At 73.1% G+C, this 19,698-nt stretch carries 17 protein-coding genes; 14 read left to right on the forward strand and 3 right to left on the reverse strand.

Annotated elements, in window-relative coordinates:
• Positions 1 to 24 precede the first annotated feature (24 nt).
• From ACZ4U1_RS25760 to gatB, 5 genes are all read left to right on the forward strand, one after another.
• Positions 25 to 519 (forward strand): cupin domain-containing protein, encoded by a 495-nt coding sequence (locus ACZ4U1_RS25760; protein ID WP_467906342.1) that lies wholly within the window; start codon positions 25 to 27, stop codon positions 517 to 519.
• Between the two features lie 94 nt (positions 520 to 613).
• Positions 614 to 910: an Asp-tRNA(Asn)/Glu-tRNA(Gln) amidotransferase subunit GatC gene (gene gatC, locus ACZ4U1_RS25765; protein WP_031117542.1), complete on the forward strand. Its 297-nt coding sequence runs from the start codon at positions 614 to 616 to the stop codon at positions 908 to 910.
• Between the two features lie 4 nt (positions 911 to 914).
• A complete protein-coding gene (gene gatA, locus ACZ4U1_RS25770) occupies positions 915 to 2,408 on the forward strand; it encodes an Asp-tRNA(Asn)/Glu-tRNA(Gln) amidotransferase subunit GatA (protein ID WP_467906344.1) in 1,494 nt (497 codons plus the stop codon).
• Positions 2,405 to 2,644, forward strand: a complete 240-nt coding sequence (locus tag ACZ4U1_RS25775) for a hypothetical protein (RefSeq protein ID WP_467906346.1) — start codon at positions 2,405 to 2,407, stop codon at positions 2,642 to 2,644. Before gatA ends, ACZ4U1_RS25775 begins: the two co-directional genes overlap by 4 nt.
• A 16-nt stretch (positions 2,645 to 2,660) precedes the next feature.
• On the forward strand, positions 2,661 to 4,175 hold the full coding sequence (gatB, locus tag ACZ4U1_RS25780; RefSeq protein ID WP_467906348.1) for an Asp-tRNA(Asn)/Glu-tRNA(Gln) amidotransferase subunit GatB: 1,515 nt from the start codon (positions 2,661 to 2,663) through the stop codon (positions 4,173 to 4,175).
• Between the two features lie 54 nt (positions 4,176 to 4,229).
• Here gatB and ACZ4U1_RS25785 read toward each other — a convergent pair whose 3' ends face one another.
• Complete coding sequence (locus tag ACZ4U1_RS25785; protein ID WP_467906350.1) at positions 4,230 to 5,027, reverse strand: SAM-dependent methyltransferase; 798 nt, start codon at positions 5,025 to 5,027, stop codon at positions 4,230 to 4,232.
• A 75-nt stretch (positions 5,028 to 5,102) separates the two neighbouring features.
• Here ACZ4U1_RS25785 and ACZ4U1_RS25790 point away from each other — a divergent pair, with 75 nt between their 5' ends.
• From ACZ4U1_RS25790 to ACZ4U1_RS25820, 7 genes are all read left to right on the forward strand, one after another.
• Positions 5,103 to 5,456: a hypothetical protein gene (locus ACZ4U1_RS25790; RefSeq protein ID WP_467906352.1), complete on the forward strand. Its 354-nt coding sequence runs from the start codon at positions 5,103 to 5,105 to the stop codon at positions 5,454 to 5,456.
• Between the two features lie 112 nt (positions 5,457 to 5,568).
• Positions 5,569 to 7,800 (forward strand): MMPL family transporter, encoded by a 2,232-nt coding sequence (locus ACZ4U1_RS25795; RefSeq protein WP_467906672.1) that lies wholly within the window; start codon positions 5,569 to 5,571, stop codon positions 7,798 to 7,800.
• A complete protein-coding gene (locus ACZ4U1_RS25800; protein ID WP_467906354.1) occupies positions 7,778 to 8,353 on the forward strand; it encodes a GNAT family N-acetyltransferase in 576 nt (191 codons plus the stop codon). Before ACZ4U1_RS25795 ends, ACZ4U1_RS25800 begins: the two co-directional genes overlap by 23 nt.
• A gap of 35 nt (positions 8,354 to 8,388) precedes the next feature.
• Positions 8,389 to 8,946 (forward strand): hypothetical protein, encoded by a 558-nt coding sequence (locus ACZ4U1_RS25805; RefSeq protein ID WP_467906356.1) that lies wholly within the window; start codon positions 8,389 to 8,391, stop codon positions 8,944 to 8,946.
• 242 nt (positions 8,947 to 9,188) lie between these two features.
• On the forward strand, positions 9,189 to 9,377 hold the full coding sequence (locus tag ACZ4U1_RS25810; protein ID WP_467906357.1) for a hypothetical protein: 189 nt from the start codon (positions 9,189 to 9,191) through the stop codon (positions 9,375 to 9,377).
• Between the two features lie 197 nt (positions 9,378 to 9,574).
• The gene (locus tag ACZ4U1_RS25815; RefSeq protein WP_467906674.1) at positions 9,575 to 12,613 is read left to right on the forward strand and encodes a helix-turn-helix transcriptional regulator; all 3,039 of its coding nucleotides are present in this window, start codon (positions 9,575 to 9,577) and stop codon (positions 12,611 to 12,613) included.
• A gap of 37 nt (positions 12,614 to 12,650) precedes the next feature.
• Positions 12,651 to 12,869: a DUF6191 domain-containing protein gene (locus ACZ4U1_RS25820; RefSeq protein ID WP_467906358.1), complete on the forward strand. Its 219-nt coding sequence runs from the start codon at positions 12,651 to 12,653 to the stop codon at positions 12,867 to 12,869.
• Between the two features lie 15 nt (positions 12,870 to 12,884).
• Here the strand turns inward: ACZ4U1_RS25820 and ACZ4U1_RS25825 are convergent, their stop codons facing one another.
• Positions 12,885 to 14,048, reverse strand: a complete 1,164-nt coding sequence (locus tag ACZ4U1_RS25825) for a PQQ-dependent sugar dehydrogenase (RefSeq protein WP_467906676.1) — start codon at positions 14,046 to 14,048, stop codon at positions 12,885 to 12,887.
• 100 nt (positions 14,049 to 14,148) lie between these two features.
• Positions 14,149 to 15,147: an aldo/keto reductase gene (locus tag ACZ4U1_RS25830; RefSeq protein WP_467906359.1), complete on the reverse strand. Its 999-nt coding sequence runs from the start codon at positions 15,145 to 15,147 to the stop codon at positions 14,149 to 14,151.
• Between the two features lie 75 nt (positions 15,148 to 15,222).
• Here ACZ4U1_RS25830 and ACZ4U1_RS25835 point away from each other — a divergent pair, with 75 nt between their 5' ends.
• The gene (locus ACZ4U1_RS25835) at positions 15,223 to 16,200 is read left to right on the forward strand and encodes a 2-hydroxyacid dehydrogenase (protein ID WP_467906360.1); all 978 of its coding nucleotides are present in this window, start codon (positions 15,223 to 15,225) and stop codon (positions 16,198 to 16,200) included.
• A gap of 386 nt (positions 16,201 to 16,586) precedes the next feature.
• Positions 16,587 to 19,601, forward strand: a complete 3,015-nt coding sequence (locus ACZ4U1_RS25840; RefSeq protein ID WP_467906362.1) for a putative bifunctional diguanylate cyclase/phosphodiesterase — start codon at positions 16,587 to 16,589, stop codon at positions 19,599 to 19,601.
• Positions 19,602 to 19,698: the final 97 nt, after the last annotated feature.

The following is a 19,698-nucleotide window of genomic DNA, read 5'->3' on the forward strand; positions in this document are numbered from 1 at the left end:
GCCCGTGGCCCGAGGGGACCTGTCATGTCACTGTTCGTACCCCGGTTCGACGACACCGTGCTGGTCAGGGACGCCGAGGCCGAGGTCGTCGGCGGAGCGCCCGTCGGGGTCAGGCTGCTGGCCGACAGCAGCGCCAGCGGCGGCGCGCTGTCCACCGTGCGGGTCACGCTCGCCGAGGGCGCCGACGGCGCCCGTCCGCACGTCCACCACAACTCGGCCGAGATGTTCTACCTGCTCGACGGCGAGGCGGAGGTCCTCTCCGGCGACGACGTGGTGACCGCCGGCCGCGGCGACCTGGTCATCGTCCCGCCGGACCGCCCCCACGCCTTCGCCGCCACCCCCGGCAGCACCGCGGACCTGCTCATCGTCATCGCCCCGGGCGTCGAGCGCTTCGAGTACTTCCGCCACCTCCAGCGCATCCGCCTCGGCGAGGCCACCCCGGAGAGCATCCTCGACGTGCAGGAGCTGTACGACAACCACTTCCTGAAGAGCGAGGCCTGGGACGGGCGGCGCCGCTGAGGCGCAGGTCCTGGGGAAACCGTTTCACGGGCATGGGTCCCCGCCCCATAGGATTGGGCCCAAACCACACACTCTCACCCCAGAGGATCGCTGCATGCCTGGCATCACGCGCGAGGAGGTCGCCCACCTCGCCCGGCTGGCGCGTCTGGAGCTGAAGCCCGAAGAACTCGATCACTTCGCGGGACAGCTGGACGACATCATCGGCGCGGTGGCCCGCGTCAGCGAGGTCGCCGACCAAGACGTACCGCCGACCTCGCACCCGCTCCCGCTGACGAACGTCATGCGCCCGGACGAGGTCCGTCCCTCGCTCACCCCCGAGCAGGCGCTCTCCGGCGCCCCGGCCCAGGAGCAGCAGCGTTTCAAGGTGCCGCAGATCCTGGGGGAGGACTGATCCCATGACGGACATCATCAAGCTCACGGCCGCCGAGACCGCCGAGAAGATCGCCTCCGGCGAGCTGACGGCCGTCGAGGTCACCGAGGCCCACCTCGCCCGCATCGAAGCGGTCGACGAGAAGGTGCACGCCTTCCTGTACGTCGACCGTGAGGGCGCCCTCGCCCAGGCCCGTGCCGTGGACGAGAAGCGCGAGCGCGGCGAGAAGCTCGGCCCGCTGGCCGGCGTCCCGCTCGCGCTCAAGGACATCTTCACCACCGAGGGCGTGCCCACGACCGTCGGCTCGAAGATCCTGGAGGGCTGGATCCCGCCGTACGACGCGACGCTCACCAAGCGGCTGAAGGCCGCCGACGTGGTCATCCTCGGCAAGACCAACATGGACGAGTTCGCCATGGGCTCCTCCACCGAGAACAGCGCCTACGGCCCGACCGGCAACCCGTGGGACCTCACCAAGATCCCCGGCGGCTCCGGCGGCGGTTCCTCCGCGGCGCTGGCCGCGCACATGGCCCCGCTCGCCATCGGCACCGACACCGGCGGCTCCATCCGCCAGCCGGCCGCCGTCACCGGCACGGTCGGCGTGAAGCCGACGTACGGCGCGGTGTCCCGCTACGGCATGGTGGCGTTCTCCTCCTCCCTCGACCAGGGGGGTCCCTGCGCCCGTACGGTCCTGGACGCGGCCCTGCTGCACGAGGTGATCGCCGGGCACGACCCGCTGGACTCCACCTCCATCGACGCCCCGGTCCCGCCGGTGGTCGAGGCCGCCCGCAACGGCAGTGTCCAGGGCATGCGCGTCGGCGTGGTCAAGCAGTTCCGCGGCGAGGGCTACCAGGCCGGCGTCATCCAGCGCTTCGACGAGTCGGTCGAGCTGCTCAAGGAGCTGGGCGCCGAGATCGTCGAGCTGGACTGCCCGTCCTTCGACCTCGCGCTGTCGGCGTACTACCTGATCGCGCCGTCCGAGTGCTCCTCCAACCTCGCCCGCTTCGACGGCCTGCGCTACGGCCTGCGGACCGGCGACGACGGCACCCACTCGGCCGAGGAGGTCACCTCCCTCACCCGTGAGGCGGGCTTCGGCCCCGAGGTGAAGCGGCGCATCATGCTCGGCACGTACGCCCTGTCGAGCGGCTACTACGACGCGTACTACGGCTCCGCCCAGAAGGTCCGCACGCTGATCAAGCAGGACTTCGACAAGGCCTTCGAGCAGGTCGACGTGATCGTCTCCCCGACGACCCCGACCACCGCCTTCGCGATCGGCGAGCGCGCCGACGACCCGATGGCGATGTACCTCGCGGACCTGTGCACCATCCCGACCAACCTGGCGGGCAACGCGGCCATGTCGCTGCCCTGCGGTCTCGCCCCGGAGGACAACCTCCCGGTCGGTCTGCAGATCATCGCCCCGGTGATGAAGGACGACCGGCTGTACAAGGTGGGCGCCGCCGTCGAGGCCGCCTTCGTGGAAAAGTGGGGTCACCCGCTGCTGGAGGAGGCTCCGTCGCTGTGAGCGCACTGACCAAGGCCAAGGGCTTCAAGAAGTCCAAGTCCGGTACGTACCTGTCCATGGCCGCCACCGCGTTCGGCGCGGTCGGCGCCATGAAGCAGATCAAGAAGGCCCGCGCCGACAACGACACGCTGCGGCTCGTCGACGCGGTCGTCACCGCCGCCGGCATCGTCACCGGCCTCGCCATCCTCTACCGCGAGCTGAAGCGGCTGGGCGACGACGACGTCCTGCTGGGCTGAGAGGGAAGTTTTCACCGTGACCACCATGACCGACCTGGTGTCGTACGAGGACGCGCTGGCGTCGTACGACCCCGTCATGGGCCTTGAGGTCCATGTCGAACTCGGCACCAAGACCAAGATGTTCTGCGGCTGTTCGACCTCGCTCGGCGCCGACCCGAACACCCAGACCTGCCCGGTCTGCCTCGGCCTGCCCGGCGCGCTCCCGGTCGTCAACGCGACCGGCGTCGAGTCCGCGATCAAGATCGGTCTCGCGTTGAACTGCGAGATCGCCGAGTGGTGCCGCTTCGCCCGGAAGAACTACTTCTATCCGGACATGCCGAAGAACTTCCAGACCTCCCAGTACGACGAGCCGATCGCCTTCAACGGCTACCTCGACGTGCAGCTGGAGGACGGCGAAACCTTCCGCGTGGAGATCGAGCGCGCCCACATGGAGGAGGACACCGGCAAGTCGACGCACGTCGGCGGCGCCACAGGCCGTATCCACGGCGCGTCCCACTCCCTGCTGGACTACAACCGCGCCGGCATCCCGCTGATCGAGATCGTCACCAAGCCGATCGTGGGCGCCGGCGAGCGCGCCCCCGAGGTGGCGAAGGCGTACGTCCGTGAGCTGCGCGAGCTGATCCGTGCCCTCGGTGTGTCCGAGGCCCGCATGGAGATGGGCCAGATGCGCTGCGACGTCAACCTCTCGCTGATGCCCAAGGGCAGCGAGAAGTTCGGCACGCGCTCGGAGACGAAGAACGTCAACTCGCTGCGTTCCGTGGAGCGGGCCTGCCGTTACGAGATCCAGCGGCACGCGGCTGTGCTGAGCGGCGGCGGCACGATCGTCCAGGAGACCCGCCACTTCCACGAGGACACGGGGTCCACGACCTCGGGCCGGGTGAAGGAGGAGGCCGAGGACTACCGGTACTTCCCGGAGCCCGACCTGGTGCCGGTCGCCCCGTCCCGGGAGTGGGTCGAGGAGATCCGCGCGGCGCTGCCCGAGCTGCCGCTGGCCCGCCGCACCCGGCTGCTGGCCGAGTGGGGCATCTCCGCCACCGACATGCAGGCGATCCTGAACGCCGGCGCGCTGGAGCCGATCGTCGCCACCATCGAGGCCGGTGCCGACGCGGCCGCCGCCCGCAAGTGGTGGATGGGCGAGCTGGCGCGCACCGCCAACGAGTCCGGCAAGGCGCTGGACGAGCTGGCGATCACCCCGGCGCAGGTGGCCCGGGTCACCGAGCTGGTCGCGAAGGGTGACCTGAACGACAAGCTGGCCCGTCAGGTCATCGAGGGCGTCCTCGCGGGCGAGGGCAGCCCGGACGAGGTCGTGGAGAAGCGCGGTCTGAAGGTCGTCTCCGACGAGGGCGCGCTGACCGCGGCCGTCGAGGAGGCCATCGCCGGCAACCCGGCCATCGCGGACAAGATCCGCGGCGGCAAGGTGGCCGCGGCCGGCGCCCTGGTCGGCGCGGTCATGAAGGCCACCCGCGGCCAGGCCGACGCGGCCCGCGTCAAGGAGCTGATCCTGGAGAAGCTGGGCGTCAGCGAGGGCTGAGCCCCGAGCACAGCCGTACGGCCCCGGAGGCATGCCCTCCGGGGCCGTACGGGTTCAACTGCGGCGCCCCACGGCCCGTACGAATCCCAGCGCGCGCCCCTCGTCCGCGCGGAGCATCTGCGCGGACCGGCGCGACATACGGATGTGGAAGTCGTCCGTGCTCTCCTCGGCGACCACGTCGCACCACAGCAGCCAGTCGCGCCAGCCGTCCTCCAGCCAGTCGGCCGTCTCGACCCGCACCGCACCGCTGCGGGCCCAGTGGCGCCGCCACCAGCCCGCCGAGTGGAAGCACCAGAACGCGGGCTCCCACCAGGGCTTCAGATGCTCCGGAGGCTCGATGCCCGCCGGCTCCTCGCGCAGTGCCGGTACGACGATCCCGATCCGCCCGCCGGGCTTCAGCAGCCGGGTCAGGGACGGCAGATACAGGTCGTCGGTGCCGAAGTACTGGTAGGCGTCGACGGACACGATCGCGTCGAACGAGCCTTCGGCGAACGGCAGGTCGTGCGCCTCCGCGTGGACGGGCAGCACCCGGTCGGCCACGCCCGCCTCGGCGATGCGTACGGCGTTGTCGTCGGGCTTCACCCACAGGTCGGCGGCGGTGACCTGGAGGCCGTACTCCCTGGCCAGGAAGACGGAGGTCATGGCACGTCCGCAGCCGAGGTCGAGCACCCGGGCACCGGGCGGCAGCCGGTCGAGGCCGAGCGCGGGCGCCAGCCACTCCAGCAGCCACAGCGCGTGCGGGCCCATCTGGTTCTCGATGGTCCAGCGGGCGTCGTAGCCGTTGCTGCGGGGGTAACGCGGATGGGTGAGGCGGCGGGTGAGCGTGTCGGGGGTGAGGGATGAGTCGGTCACGGACGACCTGCCTAGCAGCCGAAGGCGCCGACCCGCACCAGGTTTTCCCCACCGGAGGAGGTACGCTCGCGCGCCATGAGTGGACGCACCGATTCCGACACCGAGCCTCCGATAACCGCGGCCGGCGAGGACCCTGAGGAGTACGAGGAGTGCGAGGAGCTCGACGAGTTCGAGGAGGATGCCGGGGACGCCAGGCGGGCCCGGTGGACCGCGGCCGGTGCCGGGGTGCTGCTGACGCTGGCCGGACTGGCCGCCGCGCTGCTCCGGGCCGCCGGTTCCGCCCCGGCGCTCGTGCCCGCCGCCTACGCCCTCGGTGCCGCCGTCTGCGCCCTCGCGGCGGGGCTCGGCGCCAAGGGCCGTACCCGCAGGGCCCTGTGGCTGCTGATCGCCGGGACGATGGTCATGGCACTCGGAGACCAGTTCGACTGACGCCCCGCGGACGCGCGGTGCGACTGGATCCGGCGCTCTTTGCGGGCTATATCCGGTTTATGGGCGATTGTTCCCGGCCAAAGATCACACATCGTCTTCTGGGAGCATGCCCGTGGCAGACCTCGCGCGTTGGTGTGTCCGGCACCGCCTGACCACCGTCCTGCTGTGGCTCCTCGCCTTCGGCGGGGTCACCGCGGGCGCGACCCTGGCCGGTTCGGCGTACACCGACGACTACGAGGTCCCCGGCACAGAGTCCGGCAGCGCGGCCCGGCTGCTTCAGGACGCCTTCCCGGGCCTGGGCGGCGACAGTGACACCGTCGTCTGGCACACCGTCAGCGGCACGGTCCGCGCCCCCGACGTCGAGCAGACCATGACCCGCACCCTGCGCCGGATCGCCGCCCTGCCCGGCGTGGCCTCGGTGGCCGGTCCGTACGGCGACCAGGACACCCACCGGATCAGCGCCGACGGCCGCACCGCCTACGCCACCGTCACCTTCGCACGGCCGGCCGAGGACATCGACCCGGCCGAGGCGCGGGCCGTCGTGCGCACCGCCAGGGCCGCCGCGGGCGAGGAGCTCCAAGTGGAGCTGGGCGGCGGCGCGATCGTGCTCACCGAGGCCCCGCGCGGGCACACCGCCGAAGTGGTCGGGGTGCTCGTCGCCGCCGTCGTCCTCTACCTCGCCTTCGGCTCGCTCGCCGCCTCGCTGCTGCCGATCGCCACCGCCCTGGTCGGCGTCGGCACCGCGTACGCCGGCACCGGGCTGCTCGGACACGTCATGACGGTCGCCGACTTCGCGCCCGTGCTCGGCACGCTGATCGGACTCGGCGTCGGCATCGACTACGCGCTGTTCATCGTGACCAGACACCGGCGCGGCCTGAAACGCGGCCTGAGCGTCGCCGAGGCCGCCGAGCACGCCGTCGCCACCACCGGACGCGCCGTCGTCTTCGCGGGTGCGACGGTGTGCATCGCCCTGCTGGGGATGCTGATACTGCGGCTGGGCTTCCTCAACGGGGTCGCCGTCGCCGCCTGTCTGACGGTGGCGCTCACCGTCGCCGCCTCCGTGACCCTGCTGCCCGCCCTGCTGTCGTACCTGGGCACGCGCGCCCTCAGCCGCCGCGAGCGGCGCCGGCTCGCCGAGGAGGGGCCGCGCCCGGAGCTGCCCACCGGTCTCGCCGCCCGCTGGTCGGCGCTGGTCGAACGCCGTCCCAAGCTGCTCGGCTCGCTCGCCCTCGCGGTGGTGGCGGTGCTCGCCCTGCCGGCCCTCTCGCTCCGCCTCGGCACCTCCGACCAGGGCAACGACCCTCGCACCGCCACCACCCGCAAGGCCTACGACCTGCTCGCCGAGGGCTTCGGACCCGGCGTGAACGGGCCGCTGACGCTGGTGACCCGGGTGGACGGCGGCGACGACAAACTCGCCCTGGACAACCTCGACGCCACCCTGCGGGCCACCCCGGGCGTCGCCTCGGTCACCCCGGTCACCTACGCCACCGGCGGGGACACCGCGTACCTCACCGTCGTCCCCGAGTCCGCGCCGCAGTCGGAGGCGACCAGCGAGCTGGTGGACCGGCTGCGCACCCGCGTGCTCCCGCGCGTGCAGCGCGGCACCTCGCTGGACGTGCGGGTGGGCGGGGTCACCGCCGGCTACGACGACTTCGCGGATGTGATCGTAGGCAAACTGCCGCTGTTCGTCGGCGGGGTGGTCGGACTCGGCTGCCTCCTGCTGCTGGTCGCGTTCCGCTCGCTCGGCATCCCGCTGAAGGCCGCCGCGATGAACGTCGCCGCCGTCGCCGCCGCGTTCGGCATCGTCGTCGCCGTCTTCCAGTGGGGCTGGGGCGGCGAACCCCTCGGCCTCGGCCGCGCGGGCCCCATCGAGCCCTTCCTGCCCGTGATCATGGTCTCGGTGCTCTTCGGGCTCTCGATGGACTACCAGGTCTTCCTGGTCGGCCGGATGTACGAGGAATGGCTGGAGACCGGCGACAACCGGCGCGCCGTCCGCGTCGGCCTCGCCGAGACCAGCCGGGTGATCAACTCCGCCGCGGTCATCATGATCTCGGTGTTCCTCGCCTTCGTGCTCAGCGGTGACCGCGTGATCGCCATGTTCGGCATCGCGCTCGCCTCCGCCGTCGCCCTCGACGCCTTCGTCCTGCGTACGCTGCTCGTGCCCGCCCTGATGCATCTGCTCGGCGCCGCCAACTGGTGGCTGCCCCGCTGGCTGGAGCGCCGCCTGCCGCGCGTCAGCATCGAGCCGCCCGAGTGCCGCGCCGCGCATGAGAGGCTCGGCCGGGTTCCGGTGCACGAACTGCGGAAGGAAGAACGGCACGATGTACGCGACATCGCTCGGTGAGGACGGCGCCGAACTGCGGCCCCTGGAGGTCTGGCACGCCGAGGAGGTGCTGGCCAACATAGACCGGGGGCGGGAGTTCATCGGCCGGCACATCGGCCTGGCGGACGCGGTGTCCGACCTGGACGGCGCCCGTGCCTGGATCAAGTCGTACGCAGACAAGCGCGGCGCCGACGCAGGCAGCCTGCACGGGATCTGGCTGGACGGCAAGCTCGTCGGAGGGCTGCTGTTCCGCGTCTGGGACACCCCGAGCGGGGTCTGCGAGGCCGGCTGCTGGCTGGAGCCGGCGGCGGCCGGGCGTGGACTGGTCACGCGCGGGCTGCGGGTGCTGCTCGACTGGGCCTTCGAGGAGCGCGGCATGCACCGGGTGGAGTGGCGCGTGTCCTCGGCCAACGAAGCGAGCATCAACGTCGCCCGGCGGCTCGGCATGACCCGCGAGGGCGTGCTCCGTGAGAACTACCCGCACCGGGGGGTGCGCGCCAGCACGGAGATCTGGGCGGTGCTCGCACCCGAGTGGCGTGCGGCACGCGCGCGTACCGCGCACAACGATCATTAAGAGACCTCTCAGACAGCGTCCGTACGGTGCCGGGCATGGCAACGAAGACAGCGGAAGGCGCCGAGGCCGGTACCGAGGCGCGCAAGGACGACGAGACGGTGGCGGCCGGCACCACCGAGGAGGAGACCGAGGCACAGGCCCCGGCGGCCGAGGAGACCGAAGAGGGCGCCGAGCGGGAAGGGGCCGGTGACCGGGTGCCCTCCGGGGTCGGCCAGGGTGCCGGAGCGGTCGTCTCCGCGGCCCTGGGCCTGGTCTCGCTCACCGGCGGCTGGATCGGCACCGTCGCCGGCGCCCGGGAACAGCTCGTCGGCCAGCTGCGCACCTCCACGAGCGCCGGCGTCGCCACGCAGCTCAAGGAGGTCTACGGCGACGCGTGGCACACCACCGCCCTGTGGGCCGGCCTGTTCGCGCTGGCCGCGCTGGTCACCGGCGTGGTCGTGCTGGCCCGGCCCGCGTTCGGCGCCCCCGGCCGCCCGCAGGCCCCGTGGATCAAGTCGGTCGCCTGGGCGGGTGTCTCGCTCGGCGTCATCGGCCTGCTCCTGGCCGTCCTGAAGTACTCCGACGCCCTCCTCGGCCTGCCCTCGGCCGGCTGAGAGACCGCAAGCCGGCTGAGAGACCGCAGACCGGACGAAAAACCGCAGGTCACAGGGGCCTTAGGGAGTACGTGAGCACCTCACGGGCCGCCTAAGGCCCCTTACGCGCGTGTACGGGGCGCCGACCGGCCGAAGATGCGGAACTCTCCCGATGTGGCGGACCCCCCTGGGAGACGAAGGTGGAGTCATCGCAGAACGCGAGGCACGACCACCACGACAGCGTCTCCCCGGAAGGACCTGCCATGCACGAGTTCGAACTCCACCGGATGCGGTCCGCGGACCTGCGCCGCGAGGCCCAGCAGCACCGCCTGGCCCGCGAGGCCGTCCGCGCCCGCCGCGCCGCCCGTCGCGCGGATGCCGGCCACGACGCGCCGGCCGCCGAGTCCCATACGGACCGTCCCCGCCGGCTCCGGTCGCCGCGCACCGCATGACCACGGGGGCGCGGGGCGGCCGTACGGGGGTCGGCCGCTCCACGGCCCGGGGTCGTACGGCTCCCCAGCGGAGCCGTACGGCCCTTTCGGCCGTGGGGACGACTCCGCCCGCCACCGGTACGTCTCCTCCGCCCGCCGGTACGACGATCACACCGAGGCTGTGGAAAACCGGTGACCCGCCGTCCCCGCCCCGTGCGATGCTCGGGCCCGTGGAGACCAGGTCCGTCAGTCCCGTGTTCGTCGGCCGCACCGACGAGTTGGACACGCTGAACGACGCGCTCGCCCGTGCCGCCGCGGCCGAGCCGCAGGCGCTGCTGCTCGGCGGCGAGGCAGGCGTCGGCAAGACCCGCCTCGTGGAGGAGTTCGCCACGGCCGCGGCCCGGCAGGGTGCCGTCGTCGCCGTCGGCGGCTGCGTGGAGATCGGCGCCGACGGGCTGCCCTTCGCCCCCTTCTCCACCGCGCTGCGCGCCCTCCGCGACGCCCTGCCCGAGGAGTTCGCCGCCGCCGCGGCCGGCCAGGAGGAGGAACTGGCCCGGCTGCTGCCCGACCTCGGCGAGGCCGGCGCCGGCTGCCACGACGAACAGGGCATGGCCCGCCTCTTCGAACTCACCGCCCGGCTGCTGGAGCGCGTCGCCGCCGAACACCCCGTCGTCCTCGTCCTGGAAGACCTCCACTGGGCCGACGCCTCGACCCGACACCTCCTCGCCTATCTCTTCCGCACCCTGCGCACCGGCCGCCTCCTCGTCCTGGCCACCTACCGCTCCGACGACATCCACCGCCGCCACCCGCTGCGCCCCCTGCTCGCCGAACTGGACCGGCTGCGCACCGTCCGCCGGATCGAACTCGCCCGCTTCACCCGCGAGGAGGCCGGCCGCCAGATCGCGGGCATCCTCGCCGCCGAACCCGACCCGGCCCAGGTGGACGAGATCTACGCACGCTCCGACGGCAACGCCTTCTTCATCGAGGAACTCGCCGTCGCCGCGGCCCAGGGCGACTGCACCGGCCTCACCGACTCCCTGCGCGACCTGCTCCTGGTCCGGGTCGAGGCACTGCCCGAGAGCGCCCAGCGGGTCGCCCGCATCGTCGCCGAGGGCGGCTCCACGGTGGAGTACCGGCTGATCGCCGCCGTGGCCCAGCTCACCGAGGACGACCTCATCGAGGCGCTGCGGGCCGCCGTCGGCGCCAACCTCCTCACCGTCACCCGCTCCGGCGACGGCTACCGCTTCCGGCACTCCCTGGTCCGCGAGGCCGTCGCCGACGACCTGCTGCCCGGCGAACGCTCCCGGCTCAACCGGCGCTACGCCGAGGCCCTGGAGTCCGACCCCACGCTGGTCCCCGCCGACGCCCGCGTGATGCGCCTGGCCAGCTACTGGTACCACGCCCACGACGCCGCCAAGGCCCTGCCCGCCGTCCTGGCCGCCGCCGTCGTCGCCCGCCGCCGGCACGCCTACACCGAGCAACTCGGGCTGCTGGAACGGGCGATGGAGCTGTGGGACAGCGCCCCGGAGGAGGTGCGCTCCGCCCTGCGCCCGGTCGACTACACCGAGGTCTACCCCCCGTGCGGCTGCGACCCGGCCACCACCCCGCTGCGCTACCTCGACCTGATGGCCGAGGCGGCCGTCGCGGGCCGCTTCGGCGGGGAACGCGAACGCGCACTGAAGATCACCAAGCGGGCCCTGCGCCTCCTGGCGGAGGAGCCCGACCCCCTGCGCGCCGCCTGGTTCTGGGTGCAGCGCGCCCGGCTGGTGCAGGCCCTGGCGCGCGGCGACGGCTGGCAGGAGCTGGGCACCGCCCAGGACCTGGTGCGCGGCCTGCCGCCGTCCGAGGTGCACGCCGAGGTGCTGGCGGTCGCCGCCAGCTGGTCCATGCAGCGCCGTCCCGGCCCCGACGCCCTCGCCGCCGCCGAGCGCGCCGTGGAGTACGCGCGGATGGTGGGCGCCCGCGAGACCGAGCTGCACGCCCGCCTCACCCTGGGCGGGCTGACGGTGGAGTCCGGCGACCCGGAGGCCGGTCTCGCGCAGATGCGGCAGGTCCTGCGGGACACCCGCGCGGAGGGCGTGCACCACGTCGCGGGCCGCGCCTATGTGAACCTGCCGTCCGCGCTGCAGAGCATCGGCCGGGACCGGGAGGCCGTCCCCCTGCTGCGCGAGGGCATCGAGTTCTGCCGCGGGTACGGACTGCTGGACTCCGGGGCCTGGGCGTGGGCCAACCTGTCCGAGGCGCTGTACTCGCTCGGCCAGTGGGCGGAGGCCGCCGAGGCCGCCGCGCACGCGGCCAGGATCGGCCACAGCGCCAAGCCCCGCGGCGCGGGCGCCCTGCGCCTGGCCCACCTCGCCCTGGGCCGAGGCGACCTCGCCGAGGCCGGCCGGCACCTGGCCGCCGCCCGCGCCCGGTACGGCACGCACGACCCGATGCCCCACCACTTGCTGCCCCTGGCCCGCATCAGCCTCGGGATCGCCGCCGCCGAGGGCCGGATCGCCGACGTCCGAGCGGCCCTGCTCCCGGCCCTGGACGCCGGATTCCCGACCGGCACCCACCGCTACGGCTGGCCGCTGCTGCTGGCCGCCGCCACCGCGGAGGCCGACGCCCGCACCCTGCCCGCCGCCCGGCCCGGCCGCGCCGAGATCCTCGACCGCCTCTCGGCCGCCGTACGCACCCTCACCACCGGCGTGCCGCTCTGGCAGGCCTACGGCCAGTGGACCCGGGCCGAACTGCTCCGCGCCGAGGGCCGGGACACCCCGGGCACCTGGTCCCCGGTCGTCGCCGCCTTCGAGTGCCTGGACCGGCCCTACGACCTCGCCCGGCTCCGCCACCGGCTCGCCGGGGCGCTGCTGGCCGAGGGCGGCGACGACGAGCGCGACCGCGCGGGCGAGCTGCTCCGGCTGGCCGCGGCGGTCGCCGCCCACCTCGGCGCCCGCCCCCTGGCCGACGCCGTCGCCCGGCTCGCCCAGCGCGCCCGCCTCACCCTGACCGGTGCCGCCCGCGAGGCCCCCGCCGACCCGGCCACGGCGCTCGGTCTGACCAGCCGGGAGCGGGACGTCCTCGGCCTGGTCGCGGCCGGACGCACCAACCGCCAGATAGCCGAGGAGCTGTTCATCTCACCGAAGACCGCGAGCGTCCACGTCTCCAACATCCTGAGCAAGCTCGGCGTCTCCGGCCGCGGCGAGGCGGCGGCGGTGGCACACCGGCTGGGACTGTTCCCGGCCGGGACGCTCACTGCCGAAGCGCGGGACTGAGACCTACGCTGGAGGAAACCGGCAGTGAGGGGGAGCCGTGTTCAACGTGTTCGAGGAACTGTTCGCACCCGGCCGTAAACACACCCGGGACGAGCAGAAGCGACTGGAACTGACCCGCGAGGACGTCGGTGACAACGACCCCGGCCGCGGTCCCATAGACCTTGCGTCAGGCAAGGCGGTGATACGTCTGCCGGGACCGGCGCCGGCCGAGCCGGAACCGGACGAAGGCCGGCCCACGGCTCCGGAAGCGGGCTGAACGGGGAAGCCGGGCTCACCGCACCCGCACCTCCAGCACCCGGTCGTCCCCCTTCTCCGGGGTGCCCCGGCCGTCCGTGTTGCTCGTCACCAGCCAGAGCCTGTCGCCGCCCGCCGGGACGACCGTGCGGAGGCGGCCGTAGGTGCCCGTGAGGAAGGCCTGCGGGGCTGCCGAGGCCGAGGTGCCGTTCAGCGGGATGCGCCACAGGCGCTTGCCCTTCAGACCCGCCATCCAGATCACCCCGTCCACGCAGGCGATCCCGCTGGGGGAGGCGTCGTCGGTGCGCCACTGGGCCAGCGGGTTCTGGAAGCGGGTGTCGGCCGACCTGCCCTCGGCGTCCGGCCAGCCGTAGTTCCCGCCGGGCTTGATCGCGTTCAGCTCGTCCCAGGTGTCCTGGCCGAACTCCGAGGCGAACAGCCGCTGCCGGTCGTCCCAGGCCAGGCCCTGCACGTTCCGGTGGCCGTACGAGTAGACCGGCGAGCCGGGGAACGGGTTGCCCGGCGCCGGTTCGCCGTCCGGGGTCAGCCGGAGGATCTTGCCGCCCAGCGACTTCCTGTCCTGCGCGAGGCCCTTCTGCCCGCTCTCACCGGTGCCCGCGTACAGCATGCCGTCCGGGCCGAAGGCGATCCGGCCGCCGTTGTGGATGAAGCCCTTCGGGATGCCCTTGAACACCGTGTCCGGGGCGCCCAGTTGCTCACCGGCCGGTTTCTTCGCGTCGTACAGCATGCGCACGATGCGGTTGTCCGAGACGGAGGTGAAGTAGGCGTAGACCATGTGGTCGGAGGCGAAGCCGGGGGAGAGGGCGATGCCCAGCAGTCCGCCCTCGCCGGCCGGCGAGACCCCGGAGACCGTGCCCAGTTCGGTGGTCCGGCCCGTCTTCTCGTCGATCCTGCTGATCGTGGCCTCGTCCCGGGAGGACACCAGCAGCCCGCCACCGGGCAGCGGAGCCAGCCCCCACGGTGTCTTCAGCCCCTCGGCCACCGTGCGCAGCACCCGCACCGAGCCCTTGGCCGGGGGTACGGACCCGGTGGCCCGCGGGGCGGAGGCGCCCGGAGCGCTCCCGGTCGCCGTCCGCCCGCTCCCGTCCGTCCGGCCCTCCCCGCCGGAGGAGCAGCCGGCCGTCAGCAGGAGGGCGGTCGCGGCCAGGACGGCCGGTACAGCTCGACGTCGCACGATCAGGGTCCCTTCGACGCGGCGGTCCGCACGGCATGCTCTCCCTGTCCAACACCGCCCGTACCCCCGCGGGTTCCCGGACCGCGGCACCCGTTGGAGGGAACCTTCAGTCCCACGACCCCTGGGCCGCCGGCAGCCGGGCCACCTCCGCCAGGTCCTGCGCGGTCAGCCGCAGCCCCGCGGCCGCCGCGTTCTGCGCGGCCCACCGCTCCCGCTTGGTGCCCGGCAGCGCGATCACATGGCGGCCCTGCGCCAGCACCCAGGCCAGCGCCACCTGGGCCGGGGTGACGTCCTCGCCGTGCCGGCGGGCGATGCGCCGCAGCCCCACGACGATCGGCTGGTTCGCCGCCATCATCTCGGCGGTGAACCGGGGGTGCCGGGCCCGTACGTCGTCCGGCTCGAAGCCCTCGCCCGGCGTCAGCGTGCCGGTGAGGAAGCCGTTGCCCAGCGGCATCGCCGCCAGGAAGCCCACGCCCCGCGCCTCGCACCACGGCAGCAGCGACCGCAGTGCCTCCGGCGACCACACCGACAGCTCCGCCTGCACGGCGCTCACCGGGAACACCTGCTGCACCCGCTGCAACTGGCGCAGCGTCGCGTCGTACAGCCCCGAACCCGTGCGGCGCCCGCCGCGCGCGCCGACCGCGCACAGGCCCAGCGCCCGCACCTTCCCGGCCCGCACCAGGTCCGCCATCGCGCCCCAGGTCTCCTCGACGGGCACCTCCGGGTCGGCGCGGTGCAGCTGGTACAGGTCGATCACGTCCGTCTGCAGCCGGCGCAGCGAGGCGTCGCAGGCCCGCCGCACATAGCCGGGGCGGCCGTTGGCCACGATGTGCTGCTCGCCCACCAGCAGCCCCACCTTCGTGGACACGAAGGCCTCCCGGCGCCGCTCCCTCAGCACCCGGCCCAGCAGCAGCTCGTTGGTGAACGGGCCGTACATGTCCGCGGTGTCCAGGAGGTCCGAACCGAGGTCGAGGGCCCGGTGCACGGTTCTGAGCGACTCCTCCCCCCGCTGCCGGGAACCGCTGTACGCCCAGCTCATCGGCATGCACCCGAGTCCGACGGCCCCCACCGCGAGTCCCCCCGCGCCGATCGTCCTGCGCTCCACCTGCTCGTGAACCTCCCTCTGCCCGGCCCCCAACCTAACCTCTGCACGCGCGCGTGCCTGACATAGCCTCCTCGCATGACTTCAGACGTCTGGCTTCCCATTCCGCCCGAGGAGATCGAAGGGCTGCCCGAGGGGCCCCGGTACCTGTTCTGGGACGGGGGAGACGACGGCCACCAGCCCTTTCCCGGCGACCCGGCGGAGTGCGCCGTGTACGTGGTGCCGTACATGAAGCGGCTCCCGGTCCGGGTGGGACCGCTGGAGCACCTGACGAACGTCCGGGTCATCCAGACGCTCACCGCCGGCGTGGACGACATCACTTCCCAGCTGTCGGTGATCCCGCCGGGGGTACGGCTGTGCAACGCGCGCGGGGTGCACGAGACGAGCACCGCCGAACTGGCGCTCACCCTGACCCTCGCCGCGCTGCGCGGCATCCCGCAGTTCGTCCGGGACCAGCAACAGGAGCGCTGGACCGGCGGTTTCCACCCCTCGCTCGCCGACAAGAACGTCCTGATCGTCGGTTACGGGGCCATCGGTGCCGCCATCGAGGACCGGCTCGCGCCGTTCGAGGTGGCGCGGGTGGCGCGCGTCGCGCGCTCCCAGCGCACCACGGCGCGCGGTCTTGTGCACCCGATCACCGATGTGCTCTCCCTGCTTCCGGACGCGGACGTCGTGATCCTCTGCACCCCGCTCACGGAGGCCACCAGGGGGCTCGTCGACGCCGACTTCCTGGCCCGGATGAAGGACGGCGCGCTGCTCGTGAACGTCGCGCGCGGAGCCGTCGTGGACACCAAGGCGCTCCTCGCCGAGCTGGACCGGGGCCGGATCACCGCCGCCCTGGACGTCACGGACCCCGAGCCGCTGCCCCCGGGCCACCCCCTGTGGCAGGCGCCCGGAGTGCTGATCAGCCCGCATGTCGGCGGGCCCTCCTCGGCCTTCCTGCCGCGCGCCAAGCGGCTGCTGGCCGACCAGTTGAGCCGGTACGTGAACCAGGAGCCGCTGCGCAACGTGATCCTTACGACCGGACCAGGAACGGCGGGATCAACCGGGCGGTAAGCGGCTTCCGGCACCCTCCGCAACCTTTCGGACGCGGCCCGTACCCGCATCCTCGCTGGTCGTCACGGAGCGTAGAGAAGCTATGTCCCTGAGTGACGATCCTGGTGTATCGTCCCGGACAGGGGCTGCGCCGCTGACCGTTCGGCGCCGGGGATGGACATTTCAGATTTGTGAGGGGGGCGACGGGCGATGCACGGCCTATGGACGAACGATCCGACGCGGCGGAGCCGCCGACGGCGACCCTGGCGCACGGCCGCACGCAGGCGCGGCCACCACACCAGCCACCACAGCCACCAGCAGCGCAGGCACAGCGGCCGTCGCCGGCATGCGCACCCAGCGCACCGGGACCGTCGGGACCCGGGAGCGGCGCGGACCGGGAGGCCCCGGTGAGCGCCCCGCCCTCGGTGACGACCCCCCTCGACGGAGCGGTGCGCGCACCGCACCCGCACGAGGCGCCGCCGCCCCGCCGGCCGGCCGCCGGTGACGGCACCCGGTTCGCGGAGCAACTCGTCCTCGCCCTGATCTGCGCGGCCTACGCCGTCGGAGCCGCGTTCGACTGGGGTACGAAGGAAGTCGCGCTCATCATGGGCGACTTCGGACTGACCGGCGCGGCGGGCACCGCCGCCGTCTCCTGCTTCCTCTACGCCCGCAGCCGGCGCGTCCGCTTCCGCTCCGCCTGGCTGCTGTTCGCTCTCTCCTCGACCATGGCCGCGCTGGGCAACGCGGTCTGGGGATGGTACGAGGTGGTGCTGGACCGGCCCGTGCCCAGTCCCAGCTACGCCGACCTGTTCTTCCTGTGCTTCGCCCCGCCCGCCATCGTCGGCCTGCTGGTGCTCGCCAAGCGGCCGGTGAGCCGGGCGGGCTGGATCTGCCTGGGCCTGGACGCCTGGCTGATCGGCGGCTCGCTGCTCACCCTCTCCTGGAGCCTCGCGCTCGCCCAGGCGGCCCGCATCGACGGGTCGAGCGTGGCGCACGCCGCGCTGTCGCTGGCGTACCCGCTGCTCGACATCGCGCTCGTCAGCATGGTCCTCGCGCTGCACTTCCGCCGCGCCCCGGGCAACCGTACGGCGGTGAACACCGCGATCGGCGCGCTCGCGCTCACCGTGATGTGCGACGCCCTGTTCACCTCCCCGCTGCTGCACAGCAGCTACCGCTCCGGGCAGCTGCTGGACGCGGGCTGGTTCGCCGGTTCGCTGCTGCTCGCCTACGCCCCCTGGGCCGCCCCGCGGCGCGGGAGCGCGCAGGAGGCACGCGCGGCGGAGGGGCACACGCGCGTGGTCCACGAGCACGTGCCGGGCCAGCGGAGCACGGGCCACCACCCGCTGCCGCCCCTGCCGGCGCCGGGCGGCGAACTCAGCCGGTACCCCTCCGGCCGGCCGCTCACCGGCTCCCTCGCCGCCCTCACCCCGTACCTCGCCGCAGCCGTGTGCACCCTGGGCATCCTGTACAACGTCCTCAACGGCCGCAGGCCCGACCACGTGGTGCTGATCACCGCGGGCGCCGTGGTGCTGGCGCTCGTCATCCGGCAGGGCATCATGCTGCTGGACAACATCACCCTCACCCAGGAACTGGCCCAGAAGGAGAACCACTTCCGCTCCCTGGTGCAGGGCTCCAGCGACGTCATCATGATCGCCGCCCCCAACGGCATCCTGCGGTACGTCTCCCCGGCCGCCGCCGGGGTGTACGGCCGGCCCGCCGAGGAGCTGGTGGGCAGCGAGCTGGCCGCTCTCATCCACCCCGAGGACCTGGGCTGTGTGGTGCACGAGGTGCGCCGCTTCCTCGCCGCCAGCCCCCTGGAGGAGCCCACCACCCGCATCGAGTGCCGGTTCCGCTCCGGCGACGGCGGCTGGCTCAACGTCGAGTCGACCGTCAACCGGCACCACGGCGGCCTCATCTTCAACAGCCGGGACGTCACCGAGAGGGTGCGTCTCCAGGCACAGTTGCAGCACAACGCCGAGCACGACCCACTGACCGACCTGCCCAACCGCGCGCTGTTCACCAAGCGCGTGCAGCAGGCCCTGTCCGGCCGCCGCGCCACCGACCGGGGCGCCGCCCTGCGCGGTACGGCGGTGCTCTTCATCGACCTGGACGGCTTCAAGGCCGTCAACGACACGATCGGCCACCAAGCCGGGGACGAGCTGCTCATCCAGGCCGCCCGCAGACTCCAGGACGCGGTCCGCCAGGGCGACACCGCTTCCCGGCTGGGCGGTGACGAGTTCGCGGCCCTGATCGTCGGGGACGGCACCCGGGACCGGGCCGCCCGGGAGCGGAACATCCTGGAGCTGGCCGACCGCCTCAGGGGCACCCTCTCCCAGCCGTACGCCATCGACGGCAACGACGTCCGGGTCAACGCCTCCATCGGCGTCGCCTTCGCCGAACCGGGCCTCGGCGCGGGCGAGTTGCTGCGCAACGCCGACCTGGCGATGTACCGCGCGAAGTCGGCCGGAAAGGGCCGGGTCGAGCTGTACAAGCCGCAGATGCAGCAGGACGTCGTGCGCAAGGCGGAGCTGGCCACGCGCCTGCGTGCCGCGCTGCACGACGGCGAGTTCGCGCTGCTGCACCAGCCCGTGGTGTGCTTGCAGAACGGCCGGATCACGGCGGTCTCCGCACAGGCGCGCTGGCGCTCCTCGCAGGGTGTGCTGTTCACCCCGGCCGAGTTCCTGCGGGTGGCCGAGGACGGCGACAAGACCGCCGAGCTGGACCGCTGGATCCTGCAGGAGGCCGTGGAGCAGGCGGCCGAGCGGGCCGCGACCGGGCTCGCCGCACCGGTGGCGGTCCGGATGAGCGCCCGGCGGCTGCTGGACCGCTCGACGCCGCTCGGCTCGGTGGAGGCGCTGCTGACCCGGCACGGGCTGCCGCCCGGCGCGCTGGTCATCGAACTGTCCGACACCGATCCCCGGGTCTGTCTGGACGAGCTGGAGCGGCGGTTGACCGCGCTCAGCCGGCTCGGGGTGCGGATCGCGCTGGACGGCTTCGGCAGCGGCTACGCGGCCATCACGGCCCTGCGCAGGCTCCCCGTGGACATCCTCAAGCTCGACCGCAGCCTGGTCGAGGGCGTGGTGGAGTCCGCGCGACTGCACAAGATCACCAGTGGTCTGCTGCGGATCGCCGACGATCTCGGGCTCCAGTCGGTCGCCGAGGGCGTGGACCTGCCCGAGCAGGTGGTCGCGCTGCGCGCGATGGGCTGCACCCACGGACAGGGCATGGCGTTCGCCGGTCCGCTGGACGAGTACCGGCTGCGCCGGGCGCTCGGATCCGGCCACTATCCGGTGCCGCACGCCCCGGCCGAACCGGCGTTCGCGGGGAAGGGATCACGGGTGTACACAGGGGGTGTGTCGGCTGTCATCGGAGGCGGGAGTGCCCTTCGTTCACATTCTGAGACGCCCGTCCCACCCACTTGACACGTGGTGCGTGCCGGGGGGAGGGTCAGTGCCATGCGCACCCGAATTCTCGTACTTGGACAGCGCGTCGGCTGAGCTGGGACCCACCGGAGGACGA

This window comes from Streptomyces sp. NPDC028928 (assembly GCF_055564915.1).